We start from the raw sequence: 12341 nt of genomic DNA on the forward strand, positions 1-12341 counted from the left end.
TAACCGGCCGCAGGCCTGGCGGCGCACCATCCTCCGGGCCGCCCGCAAGTTATCGCGGATCGCCCGATGCCTTCGTGCCGATGCATGAATCCCGGCCCAACGCACCTGCGAAAAACTTGCCCGCCGTCATCGGATGCCGCCCGCGTGCGTTGACACTGTGGCATCGCCGTTGCCCATCCCTGCCGTGCATTGCCTGGAATGTTCCGCATGCAGCCAACGCCACTGCTCCATCGTCCGCCGGCGACCCCGCCTTCACCACGTTCACGCGTGCCGCGGCTTGTGCTGTACGCGCTGATCTCCCTTGCCATGTCGGCGTGCGGTGCGCAGGCCCGGCCCGACCGCGGCGCCGATGCAACCGCGCCGCTCGCGGCGCCCGGCAACCTTCACGGCCAGCCGCTGCACCGTGACGATACCGCCTGGCTGCAACGGATCGGCTTCGGCATCGACTCGGCACAGGCGGCCAGCTACCGCGAACTCGGCCGCGCCCGTTACCTCGACCGGCAGCTCGCCGCCGGCGGGTCCGATACGCTGCCCGCGCCCGTCGCGGGCCTGATCGGCAGCTACGAGGCCATCAACACGCCGGCCGCACAACTGGTGGCGCAACTGCGCGACGAGCAGCAACGCATCCGGGACATGCCTGACGGCGACGACAAGATCGCGGCGAAGAAGGCCCTGCAGCAACACGGCCAGAACCTGGCGCTGCAGGCGCAGCAGGCCGAGTTGCTGCGCGCCGTCTACGGCAGCGACCAGCTCAAGGAACAGCTGGTGTGGTTCTGGCTCAACCATTTCAGCGTGTACGCGGCGAAGGGGCGGGTACGCTGGGTCGTCGCCGACTACGCCGGGAAAACCATCCGCCCGCACGCGCTGGGCAAGTTCAGGGACCTGCTGCTGGCCACGCTGGAAAGCCCGGCCATGCTCGAGTACCTGGACAACGCGCAGAACGCCAGGGGCAAGGTCAACGAGAACTACGCGCGCGAGCTGATGGAACTGCACGCGCTGGGCGTCGGTTCGGGCTACACCCAGCAGGACGTGCAGCAACTGGCGCTGATCCTGACCGGGTCGGGGCTGGCCCCGCTGGAGGACCGACCGCGCCGCTTCAATCCGCGCATGCAGGCGCTGGTCGTGCGCCGTGGCCTGTTCGAGTTCAACCCGGCACGCCACGATTTCAGCGACAAGGTGTTCCTCGGCCAGCGCATCAGGGGCAGCGGCTTCCACGAAGTGGAGCAGGCGGTGGACCTGATCGCGCGCCAGCCGGCCTGCGCGCAATTCATCTCGCGCCAGCTCGCCGGATATTTCGTCGCCGACGATCCGCCGCCGTCGCTGGTGGCGAAGATGGCCGCCACCTTCCAGCGCAGCGGCGGCGACATCGCCGCCGTGATGCGCACCATGCTGACCTCGGCGGAGTTCGACGGGAGCGGCGGGAAGTTCAAGGATCCGACCCGGTTCGTGGTGTCGGCCATGCGGCTGGCCTACGACGGCCGGCCGATCGCCAACGCGCGGCCGCTGGTCAACTGGCTCAGCCAGATGGGCGAGCCGCCGTTCGGCCGCCCCACGCCGGACGGCTGGCCGCTGGATTCCGCCGGCTGGAGCAGTTCCGGCCAGATGGCCAAACGCTTCGAAATCGCCCGCGCGATCGGCACCGGCAACAACCAGCTGTTCCGGCCGGAAGGCAGCCCCAGGGTCAACGCCGGCTTCCCGATGCTGACCACCCGGCTCTACTACGAAGCGATCGAGCCCGGCCTCTCCGCCGGCACCCGCGCGGCGCTGGGCAAGGCGACCTCGCAGCAGGAGTGGAACACCTACCTGTTGTCGTCGCCGGACTTCAATTACCGCTGACCCGCACATGCCGTCCAGCAGCCCACCCTGCAACCCGCCGAGGCATCCCATGAACCGCCGTGAATTCCTGTTCGCCGCCGCCAGCGCTGCCGCCGCCGTCCCGGCGCTGTCGTTTTCCGGCAGGTTGTTCGCCGCGCCGGCCGGTTCGCCGCGCTTCCTGCTGGTGTTCCTGCGCGGCGGCTACGACTGCAACAACCTGCTGGTGCCGTACGGCACCGATTTCTACTACGAATCGCGCCCGACCCTGGCGATCGCCAGGCCCGATGCCGGCAACCCGGACAGCGCGATCGCACTGGACGCGGACTGGGGCCTCAACCCGGTCCTGCGCGACTCGATCTACCCGCTGTGGCAGCGCAAACAAATCGCGTTCGTGCCGTTCGCCGGCACCGACGACCTTTCGCGCAGCCATTTCGAGACCCAGGACAACATCGAATCCGGCGAACCGGTCGCACGGCGCAGCGATTTCCGCAGCGGCTTCCTCGCGCGCCTGTCCGGCACGCTGCCGCGCGTCCCGGCCATCGCGTTCACGGATGCGCTGCCGCTGAGCTTCCAGGGCCACGCGGACATCCCCAACATCTCGCTCCGCGGCGTGGCCAGGCCGGTGTTCGACGCCGGGCAATCGTCGATCCTCGCCGGCATGTACAAGCACACCCCGCTCGCCGCCGCCGCTGCCGACGGGCTGGAGCTGCATCAGCAGGTATCGAAGGATCTGCAGGAAGAAATGACGAAGGCGAACCGCGGTGCCGCCAACGCGAAGAACTTCGCCGCCGAAACCCGGCGCATCGCCACGCTGATGCGCGACCAGTACCGGCTGGGCTTCGTCGACGTCGGCGGCTGGGATACCCATGTCAACCAGGGCAGCGTCAGCGGCGGCCTGGCCAACAACCTGCAGAACCTCGGTGCAGGCCTGGCCGCCTACGCCGACGCCCTCGGCGACGAATGGGACGACACCGTGGTGGTCGTGGTCTCCGAATTCGGCCGCACTTTCCGCGAGAACGGCGACAAGGGCACCGACCACGGCCACGGCACCGTGCACTGGGTGCTCGGCGGCAAGGTCAACGGCGGCCGCATCGCCGGCAGGCAGGTCGCGGTCGCGCGGCAAAGCCTGCTGCAGGATCGCGACTACCCCGTGCTCAACAACTACCGCGACGTGTTCGGTGGCGTGTTCAAGCGCCTCTGGGGCCTGTCGGACAGCCAGTTGCAGACGGTGTTCCCGCAGGCCCGGCCGCGCGACCTGCAACTGATCTGAGCCACCGCGCGGTCAACTCGCCGCGCGCGGCACCAGCATGTGCTTGGCGATATGTCCGTGCAGCCGGCCCAGGCCACGCGCCAGGTGCAGGGTGGCGAACAGCAGCACGATGCCGATCACGCACATCGCGATCGCGTCGCCCCAGCCCGGCACGTGCGGGCCGAAGCCCCAGTCCACGGTGACCTGGTGCGGCCAGGACAGCCAGCCGTCGCGGAACAGCATCGCCAGCGGCGCGCCGATGAAGGCCACCGACACGCTGAGCAGGGTCACGGCCAGCGTGAAGTACACGATGCCCAGCGGCAGCATCAGCCACAGGTAGCAAAGGGTGGTCCAGGTATGCACGTCGGTGAACATGCTGCCGATGCGCTGCATCAGGCCCATGCCCGCGGTCGGGTACACCGGCCGGCGCGGCATGCGCATGCCCAGCATCGCTTCCACGATGCGCCCTTCCACCAGCGACAGCACGCGCACGCTGCCGAAGAACAGCACGATGAACGGCAGGCCGATGATCAGCACCGACAACCCCGCCGACAGCGACAACCCGGTCACCGCCCAGGTGAAGTAGAAGATGCCGGTGGCCAGCGACAGCAGCATGTAGAACAGCGCGCCGTAGGTGCGCGGGTCGGCGGCGACGCCGAAGAAGCGCCCGGCCAGCGAGCGCCGCTTCGGCGGCGGCGGCGGGCGCAGCGCGCGCTGGATCCTGATCTCCTGGTCGCGGTAGATCTCGGCCACCTCGTCCGGCGCGCCGTAGCTGCCGACGACGTGTTCCAGCATCGCCGCTTCGCTGCGGCCCGGCTGCTCGGCCAGCTCGGCGCGCAGGTGTTCCTCGGCGTCATACAGCGCGTCCTGGATCAGCGCCGGGTCGGCACCGCGCAGCGCGGCACGCAGTTGTTCAAGGTATTCGGCGATCGTGCGTGGCGCGTTCATTACACCCCTCCTTGCAAGACGTTATCGACGGAATCGCGGGTGGCGTTCCACGCGGCGACCCATTCGCGCAATACCTCGCGCCCCGGTTTGGTGATGCGGTAGTAGCGGCGCGGCGGCCCGCTGACGGAGGGCTCGACCTCGCTGGCGAGCAGGCCGGCCGCCTCCAGGTTGCGCAGTACCGGATACAGCGCGCTCTGCTTGCCGGCCAGCACGCCCTCACCCACCTCTTCCAGCCGCTTGGCGATCTGGTAGCCGTACATCGGCTGGCGCGACTGCCCCAGCACCGCCAGCAGCACCAGCGACACGGTGCCGCTGGAAAGCTCCTTCTGGAACTTCTTCAACTGGCTGGCGCTGTCGTCCACTTCACTCACCCGTACTGCCGCATGACGTTGAGTGAACCATAGTGCTAACTTGACACTAGCACATGGGCCTGAAGTCATGCCTCCAGCCAACCGGCCGTGGCACTCTGCTAAGTTGCAGCCCTTGTCCATTCGTTGTCCGGGGGAATGCCATGCTTCGCCGCCATCTCATCGCCGCACTCGCGCTGACCAGCAGCCTGCTGGCGCTGCCTGCCCTCGCCGCCGAGCAGGACAAGCCCACGCCGACCGCGAAGGAAATCCTCGCCAAGTCGACGCCGGCCGAGTGGCGCACGCCGGACCCGCAGAACTTGTTGTTCATGCAGCTGCCGACCGGACGCGTAGTGATCGAGCTGGCGCCGGATTTCACCCCGCTGCACGCGGCGAACATCCGCACCCTGGTGCGCGGGCATTATTTCGACGGGCTGGCGATCATCCGCGTGCAGGACAACTTCGTCACGCAGTGGGGCGACCCGAACGACGACGACAACGGCGACAAGGGCAAGCTCCGTCCGCTGGGCAAGGCCAGCAAGACGCTGCCGCCGGAATTCACCCGCGCGATCGACCCAAAGCTGCCGTGGACGGCGCTGCCGGATGGCGACGTGTACGCGCCCGAGGTGGGCTTCAGCGAAGGCTTCCCGGTGGCGCGCGACCCAGCCAGCGGACAGGAATGGTTGGCGCATTGCTACGGCATGGTCGGCGTGGCGCGCGACGTGGCCCCGGAAACCGGCAGCGGCAGCTCGCTGTATGCGGTGATCGGCCAGGCACCGCGCCGGCTGGATCGCAACCTCGCCGTCGCGGGACGCGTGCTGGAAGGCATGCCGTTGCTGTCCGGCCTGCCGCGCGGCCCCGAGCCAATGGGCTTCTACGCGAAGCCGCAGCAACGCGTCGCCATCGAATCGGTGCGGCTGGCCGCCGACATCCCGGCCAAGGATCGCCCGACGATCGAGGTGCTGCGCACCGACAGTGCCAGCTTCGCCGCCCTGATCGAGGCGAAACGCAACAGCCGCAACGCGTTCTATGCCCGGCCGGCCGGCAAGGTCGACCTGTGCAGCATCGAGGTGCCGGTACGCGAGGCGAAACCGGCGCATTGATGCCACCACGCCGCCGCAAACATTTTGTTCACCCGCGTCGGTTACCTTGCATCTCCAGCCGAGCGCGGAAACCACTGCATGCCACTGAACGACACCCTGACCTTCCTGCGCGCCTGGCTGCGCGACCCACGCGGCATCGGCGCGGTAACGCCGTCCGGCGCCGCGCTGGCGCGGCTGATGACCAGCCGGGTGGGCGCGCTGGATGGCCCGGTGATCGAACTGGGGCCAGGCACCGGCGCGCTGACCCGCGCCTTGCTGGCACGCGGCGTGCCGCTGCACCGGCTGGCCCTGGTCGAGGCCGACCCGCGCCTCGCCGATGCGCTGGGCCGGCGCTATCCGGAGGCGACCATCCTGCGCATGGACGCGGCCCGGCTCGGCGATACCGCACCGCTGTTCGGCGACGAGCGCGCCTGCGCCGTGGTCAGCGGCCTGCCGCTGCTGTCGATGCCGCCGGCCCAGGTCGCCGCGATCGTGCACGGCGTGTTCGAGCGCCAGCTGCGCAGCGGCGGCATGTTCTACCAGTTCACCTACGGCCCGCGCTGTCCGCTGCCGCCGGCCCTGCTGGCACGGCTGAACCTGCAGGCCCACCGGGTCGGCAGCGCGCTGCTCAACCTGCCGCCCGCGGTGGTGTACTGCATCAGCCGGCAGGCGGAGAGCCGGGTCGCTGCCTGATCCGCCGACGCTCGCGGCAGGACTCCGAACGAGGTTCGCCGGTCGACCGCGCGTGAACGGGGTCTGAAAGCCGCCGGCCATCACGACATAACCTTTGCATCCCTGCGGCTATCACTGGGTGCAACGCCTCGACGCGTCCGGATGACGCGCGGGCCAACCGCCGCAGGAGTGACGGATGCAACGCAGCCGGAACGTACTCAGCTGGAAGGTACTCCGTTGGATCGCGGGCACGCTGCTGGCGCTGTTCGCGGTGCTGCTGATCGCGGTCGCCACGTTCGACTGGAACCGCATGAAGCCGTTCATCGGCGACAAGGTCAGCCAGGCGATCGGGCGGCCGTTCGCGATCAACGGCGCGCTGACCGTGGATTGGCAACGCGACCGCTACGGCAGCTGGCCCGGCTCGTGGCTGCCGTGGCCCGAATTTACCGCGCGCGACATCAGCATCGCCAACCCGGGCTGGGCCGCGCGGCCGCAGTTCGCCCACCTCGACGCGCTGCGCTTCCGGCTGTCGCTGCCGGCGCTGCTGGCGCACCGCATCGACGTGCCCACGCTGCAGCTGGTGCGCCCCACGGCCGACCTGGAGCGCGACAAGTCGGGGCGCGCCAGCTGGGATTTCGCGCTGCCGGAAAACACCGAGCCCTCCGCCTGGAAGCTGCAGCTGGGCACGATCGGCTTCGACCAGGGCTTGATCACGCTCGACGACGCCGCCAACCGGGTGAAGCTGAAGCTGGTGGTGGAGCCGCTGCAGGAGGCCATCCCCTACGAGCAGATCGTGGTGCAGCAATCCAGCGAGGCGCGCGAGCAGGCCGGCAAGACGGTCGGTGCCGCGGCGAAGAAGGCCTTGGCCGGAAACAATGCCACGCCGGAACGGGTCGGCCAGGCGACGGCATCGACGGCCTACCAGTTCGGCTGGACCGTCGAGGGCAGCTACCAGGGTAGCCCGCTCACCGGCAAGGGCCGAACCGGCGCCGTGCTGGCGCTGCAGGACACCACCCTGCCGTTTCCGCTGCAGGCCGACCTGCGCATCGGCGACAGCCGCATCGCGCTGGTCGGCACGCTGACCGATCCGCTGCACCTGGGCGCGCTCGACGTGCGCCTGTGGTTCTCCGGCTCCAGCATGGCCAGGCTCTACCCGATCACCGGCCTCACCCTGCCCGACACGCCGCCCTACGCCACCGAGGGCCGCCTCAAGGCCGAACTGCACCGCCACGGCAGCCGCTACAGCTACCAGGGCTTCCGCGGCCGCGTCGGCGGCAGCGACTTGGCCGGCAACCTGCTGTTCGTCACCGGCGGTGCGCGACCGAAACTGAGCGGCGACCTGCACTCGAAGCTGCTGCAGTTCGCCGACCTGGCCCCGCTGATCGGCGCCGATTCCCGCGCCGGCAAGGAACAACGCGGCGACGCCACGCCGCAGCCGGCCGACAAGCTGCTGCCGGTGGAACCGTTCCGCACCGACCGCTGGCAGGCGATGGACGCGGACGTGACCTTCACCGGCGCACGCATCGTGCGCGGCGAAGCGCTGCCGATCGATTCGCTCAGCACCCATCTGGTCTTGAACAACGGCGCCCTGTACCTCGACCCGCTGAGCTTCGGCGTTGCCGGCGGCACCGTGCGCAGCAACATCAGCCTCGACGGCAGCCGCACGCCGATGCGTGGCCTGCTGAAACTCGATGCACGCCATCTCAAGCTCAAGCAGCTGTTCCCGACCTTCGAACCGATGCGCACCAGTTTCGGCGAGATCAACGGCGACGCCGCGCTCGATGCGCAGGGCAACTCGGTCGCCGCCCTGCTCGGCAGCGCGAACGGCGAGCTGAAGCTGCTGATGAACGACGGCGCGATCAGCAAGACCCTCTTGGAAACCGCCGGCCTCAACGTGGCCAACATCGTCATCGGCAAGCTGTTCGGCGACAAGACGGTGAAGATCAATTGCGCGGCTGCCGACCTGGATGCCGGCAGCGGTCTGTTCGACACGCGTCTGTTCGTGTTCGACACCGACGACGCGGTGGTCAACGTCACCGGCACGGTGAACTTCGCCAGCGAGAAACTCGACCTGGACGTGAAGCCGCACACCAAGGGTTTCCGCGTGTTCTCACTGCGCTCGCCGCTGTACGTCCGCGGCACGCTGAAGAACCCGAACGTCGGCGTGCAGGCCGGCCCGCTGCTGGCGCGCGGTGCCGGCGCCATCGCACTGGGCGCAATCGCCGCCCCGGCCGCCCTGCTCGCCCTGGTCGCGCCCAGCCATGGCGACAACGGCGACAACACCTGCCGCACCGTGCTGCAGCAGCTGCGCAGCTCCGGCACCATGATGCGGGCCGGCAAAGGAAAGCCATGACGCCGCCGTAGGAGCGCACCCTGTGCGCGATGGCTCTTCGTCACGTGACGGAAAGCATCGCGCACAGGGTGCGCTCCTACATGTAAAGTGCTGGCGCCGGGGGCGCTAGAATATTGCGCCACCGCTCCCTGCGAATTCCCCATGCAACCCGTCAACCAGGCCCGCCTGCAGATCCATTTCTGCGTCTTGCTGTGGGGCTTCACCGCGATTCTCGGCAAGCTGATCACGCTGCCCGCGTTGCCGCTGGTGTGGTGGCGCATGCTGCTGGTGGTGGCGGCGCTGCTGCTGATGCCGCGGGTCTGGCGCGGCTTGCGCGCGATGCCGGCGCGGCTGATCTGGGCGTATGCCGGCATCGGCGTGCTGGTATCGCTGCACTGGCTGAGCTTCTACGCCGCGATCAAGCTGTCGAACGCCTCGGTCGGCGCCACCTGCATCGCGCTGGGGCCGGTGTTCCTGGCTTTCATCGAACCGTGGATCGCCAAGCGCAAGTTCGACCCGCGCGAGCTGCTGATCGGCGTGGCGGTGGTGCCGGGTGTGCTGATGGTGGTGGGCGGCGTGCCGCACGACATGCGTCTGGGCATCGCGGTGGGTGTGCTGTCGGCGCTGTTCGTGGCGTTCTTCGGCTCGCTCAACAAGCGTCTGGTCGAGCACGGCGACCCGCTCACGGTCACCTTCATCGAGCTGGGTACCGGCACCGTCTTCCTCACCCTGCTCGCGCCGTTCATTCCGCATGCCGGCCCGGCGTTCATGCTGCCCGGTGTGCACGATGCGCTGTTGCTGCTGGCGCTGTCGTTCGGCTGCACCCTGCTGCCGTTCACGCTGGCGCTGGTGGCGCTGCGCCACATGAGCGCGTTCGGCACGCAGATGGCCACCAACCTGGAGCCGGTCTACGCGATCGTGCTGGCGATCGTGCTGCTGGGCGAGCAGCATGAGCTGGACGGCTGGTTCTACGCCGGCGTGGCGGTGATCCTCGCCGCGGTGTTCATGCACCCGCTGCTGAACCGGCGGGCGCGCGGCACCACGCAACCCGAGCTGCTCGGCACCGCCGAAAGCCACGGCATGGTCGACTGATCCGGCGCCACCGGCATTTCCGGAGGAACATCGCATGACTGAGCGGCAACAGCACTGGGAAACGGTCTACCGGACCAAGGCGCCGGATGCGGTCAGCTGGTACCGCCCGCATCTGGATACCTCGCTGGCGCTGATCGAGCGCGCCGCACCCGATCGCGGCGCCGCCGTGCTCGACGTGGGCGGCGGCGCGTCGACCCTGGTCGACGACCTGCTCGCGCGCGGCTACCGCGACCTCGGCGTGCTCGACATTTCCGCCGAAGCCCTGAATGTCGCCCGCGAACGCCTGGGCAAGGCGGCGGACGCGGTGACCTGGCTGGCGGCGGACCTGCTCGACGCGCCGCTACAGGAAGCCCGCTACGACCTGTGGCACGACCGCGCCGTGTTCCACTTCCTCGCCCTAGAAGAGCAGCGCGCGCGCTACCTGAAGCAGCTGACCCGTGCCCTGAAGCCGGGCGGCCACGCGGTGCTGGCCACGTTCGGCCCGCAGGGCCCGCTGAAATGCAGCGGGCTGGATACGGTTCGCTACGACGCCGATGAACTTGCCCGCGTACTCGGCGACGGCTTCACGCTGCTCGACAGCACGCTGGAGTTCCACGCCACCCCGTTCGGCACCACCCAGCAGTTCCTTTACGCCCTGTTCCAGCGGGGATCAGCCAGCATCAGCGGAGCGATGCGCTGACGGCGAACGGCAACGCAGGATGCGGAGTCCGGCCACGCAACCCGCTCCCGGGGTGAAGCACATTGAATACCGTGCTTGTCACCAAAGCCTCGCATCTGCCACCACCGGATCGCCAGCCGCAGCAGGACTTCTGCAGCTGGACCGGCGGGCACGGCACGCTGCCCCAGGAACAGAACACGCAACAGTCGCCGGGCTTGGGCCGCAGCAGTTCGCCGCAGCCGGGACAGTCGTAGAAGAACTGGCAGGCGTCGGTCGGCATGGTCTCGGTGGCCTGATGACCGCAATGCGGACAGGTCAGCGTGCTGCGCAGGATGAGTTCGCTCGTCATGGGCCTTCACCTTACTCCGGCTGCACCAACTCGATCGACATCACCGTGCTGGCCATGCCGTCAGGCCGCAGGGTGAACCGTACCTTGTCGCCGACCTTCACGTGCTTCAGTAAATCAGGCGAAGCCAGTTTGAACGGCATCGTCATCGCCGGCCAGCCGATCGCGGCGATGGCTTGATGCTGCAGCGTAATGGTGCCCTTGACGGCATCGATCGCCTTGACTACACCGACGCCCTGCACACCGGCGGGCGTGGCTTCGTGCATCCCAGCCATGCCCGGCATGTTGGGATCCATCTGCTGAGGGTTGGCAAATACCGGAGCAGCGATCAGCGCAGCGGTGATCGCGAGGGCGATGGATTGCTTTTTCATGGGTCAGTTTCCCTGCGGGTTGGGCTGAAGTGCGGGGCTCGTCTTGCTGACTTTACGCAGCCGATAACGAACCAGCAGGCGATACGCCGCAGGTATAACGAGCATGGACAGCAAGGGTGCAGTGACCATGCCGCCGATCATCGGGGCGGTTATGCGTTGCATCACTTCCGAACCGGCGCCGTGACCGAGCAGGATCGGAAACAGACCGGCGAGAATGACCGCGACGGTCATCGCCTTCGGGCGCACGCGCTGTACGGCACCTTCGCGGATCGCTTCGTCCAACGCTTCTGGGCCGGCGTGTGGATCGAGCGCAAGTTGGTGCTCCCAGGCATGGTGCAGGTAAAGCAGCATCACCACGCCGAATTCGGCAGCGACGCCCGCCAACGCAATGAAGCCGATGATCGTGGCCACCGACACCGCATGACCAAGCAACCAGATCAACCACAGGCCGCCGACCAGTGCCAGCGGCACGCTGGCCATGATCAGCGCCGCTTCGCTCGCGCGTCGGAAAACGGCATAGATCAACAGAAAAATGATCACCAGCGCAATCGGCACCACCACCTTGAGCCTTTCCATGGCACTGGCCAGGTATTCGAACTGACCGGACCACGCCACGGTCGTACCAGGTGGTAATTTGACTTGCTGCGCCACCGCGCGTTGCAGGTTGGCCACCACCGTGCCCAAATCCCTGCCGGCCGTATCGACGTAGACATAAGTGACCAACTGGCCGTCCTCGCTTTTCAGCATGGACGGTCCTGCCTCAACGGCAATGCCGGCGACCTGGCCAAGCGTGATCTGCCCGCCGCTGGCGGCGACGATCGGCAACTGCCGCAGCGCTCCGATGGAATCGCGCTCGGCACGCGGGTAGCGCACCACGATGGGATAACGTTCGCGCCCTTCGACGGTCTGACCGATCGGATCGCCGCCGACCACGGTCGCGATCAGTTGCTGCACGCGCTCCTGGGTCAAGCCGTAGCGCGCGGCGGCGTCGCGGCGGATGGCCACATCGGCGTAGCGGCCACTGGCCGGGCGCTCGGCGATCGCCGAACTGACACCGGGTACGGTCTTCGCCACCGTTTCGATCCGATCGGCCACGGTCTGCAGCGTGGCCAGGTCGGTACCCAGCACCTTGATGCCGATCGGGCTCTTGATGCCGGTGGAAAGCATGTCGATGCGATTGCGGATCGGCGGCACGAACAAGTTCGTCAGCCCCGGCACGTGTACCGCCTTGTCCAGTTCCGCCTTGATCTTGTCCATCGTCATGCCGGGCCGCCACTGGTCCTTCGGCTTGAAGGTGATCGCGGTTTCGAACATTTCCAGCGGCGCCGGATCAGTGGCCGTTTCGGCGCGCCCCGCCTTGCCAAACACATGATCAACCTCGGGCACGGTCTTGATCATGCGATCGGTCAACTGCAGCAACTGCGAGGCC

11 protein-coding genes and 1 pseudogene are annotated in these 12341 nt (G+C 68.1%); 7 read left to right on the top strand and 5 right to left on the bottom strand.

Annotated elements, in window-relative coordinates; translation table 11 throughout:
* Window positions 1-306: 306 nt before the first annotated feature.
* On the top strand, window positions 307-1836 hold the full coding sequence (locus RHOFW104R8_RS14375; RefSeq protein WP_082823647.1) for a DUF1800 domain-containing protein: 1530 nt from the start codon (window positions 307-309) through the stop codon (window positions 1834-1836).
* A gap of 49 nt (window positions 1837-1885) precedes the next feature.
* Window positions 1886-3085 (top strand): DUF1501 domain-containing protein, encoded by a 1200-nt coding sequence (locus RHOFW104R8_RS14380; RefSeq protein ID WP_068090623.1) that lies wholly within the window; start codon window positions 1886-1888, stop codon window positions 3083-3085.
* A 12-nt stretch (window positions 3086-3097) separates the two neighbouring features.
* On the opposite strand, the gene RHOFW104R8_RS14385 is transcribed toward RHOFW104R8_RS14380, so the two are convergent.
* Together RHOFW104R8_RS14385 and RHOFW104R8_RS14390 are read right to left on the bottom strand one after the other, a co-directional pair.
* Window positions 3098-4012: a sensor domain-containing protein gene (locus RHOFW104R8_RS14385; RefSeq protein ID WP_068090627.1), complete on the bottom strand. Its 915-nt coding sequence runs from the start codon at window positions 4010-4012 to the stop codon at window positions 3098-3100.
* Window positions 4012-4374: a PadR family transcriptional regulator gene (locus RHOFW104R8_RS14390; RefSeq protein ID WP_027489825.1), complete on the bottom strand. Its 363-nt coding sequence runs from the start codon at window positions 4372-4374 to the stop codon at window positions 4012-4014. Before RHOFW104R8_RS14390 ends, RHOFW104R8_RS14385 begins: the two co-directional genes overlap by 1 nt.
* A gap of 149 nt (window positions 4375-4523) precedes the next feature.
* Between RHOFW104R8_RS14390 and RHOFW104R8_RS14395 the strand changes: the two genes are divergently transcribed.
* From RHOFW104R8_RS14395 to RHOFW104R8_RS14415, 5 genes are all read left to right on the top strand, one after another.
* Window positions 4524-5462, top strand: a complete 939-nt coding sequence (locus tag RHOFW104R8_RS14395) for a peptidylprolyl isomerase (RefSeq protein WP_068090628.1) — start codon at window positions 4524-4526, stop codon at window positions 5460-5462.
* A 78-nt stretch (window positions 5463-5540) separates the two neighbouring features.
* Entirely contained in the window at window positions 5541-6134 is a 594-nt protein-coding gene (locus tag RHOFW104R8_RS14400; RefSeq protein WP_068090630.1) for a class I SAM-dependent methyltransferase, read from the top strand.
* Window positions 6135-6309: 175 nt separating this feature from the next.
* Complete coding sequence (locus tag RHOFW104R8_RS14405) at window positions 6310-8466, top strand: AsmA family protein (RefSeq protein ID WP_068090632.1); 2157 nt, start codon at window positions 6310-6312, stop codon at window positions 8464-8466.
* A gap of 141 nt (window positions 8467-8607) precedes the next feature.
* Entirely contained in the window at window positions 8608-9537 is a 930-nt protein-coding gene (locus RHOFW104R8_RS14410; RefSeq protein ID WP_068090634.1) for a DMT family transporter, read from the top strand.
* A gap of 34 nt (window positions 9538-9571) precedes the next feature.
* Window positions 9572-10216 carry a class I SAM-dependent methyltransferase gene (locus tag RHOFW104R8_RS14415; RefSeq protein ID WP_068090636.1) on the top strand — a complete coding sequence of 215 codons (645 nt, stop codon included), beginning with the start codon at window positions 9572-9574 and terminating at the stop codon, window positions 10214-10216.
* A 118-nt stretch (window positions 10217-10334) separates the two neighbouring features.
* Here the strand turns inward: RHOFW104R8_RS14415 and RHOFW104R8_RS17095 are convergent.
* The 3 genes and pseudogenes from RHOFW104R8_RS17095 to RHOFW104R8_RS14425 form a co-directional block, all read right to left on the bottom strand.
* Window positions 10335-10544, bottom strand: a pseudogene (locus RHOFW104R8_RS17095) (GDCCVxC domain-containing (seleno)protein); the annotation flags it as partial.
* Between the two features lie 11 nt (window positions 10545-10555).
* A complete protein-coding gene (locus RHOFW104R8_RS14420) occupies window positions 10556-10912 on the bottom strand; it encodes a copper-binding protein (RefSeq protein WP_068090638.1) in 357 nt (118 codons plus the stop codon).
* A gap of 3 nt (window positions 10913-10915) precedes the next feature.
* Window positions 10916-12341, bottom strand: a 1426-nt coding sequence (locus RHOFW104R8_RS14425; protein ID WP_161487809.1) for an efflux RND transporter permease subunit, incomplete at its 5' end; no start/stop codon positions are given.

This window comes from Rhodanobacter sp. FW104-R8 (assembly GCF_001617365.1).
Classification (GTDB): Bacteria; Pseudomonadota; Gammaproteobacteria; order Xanthomonadales; family Rhodanobacteraceae; genus Rhodanobacter.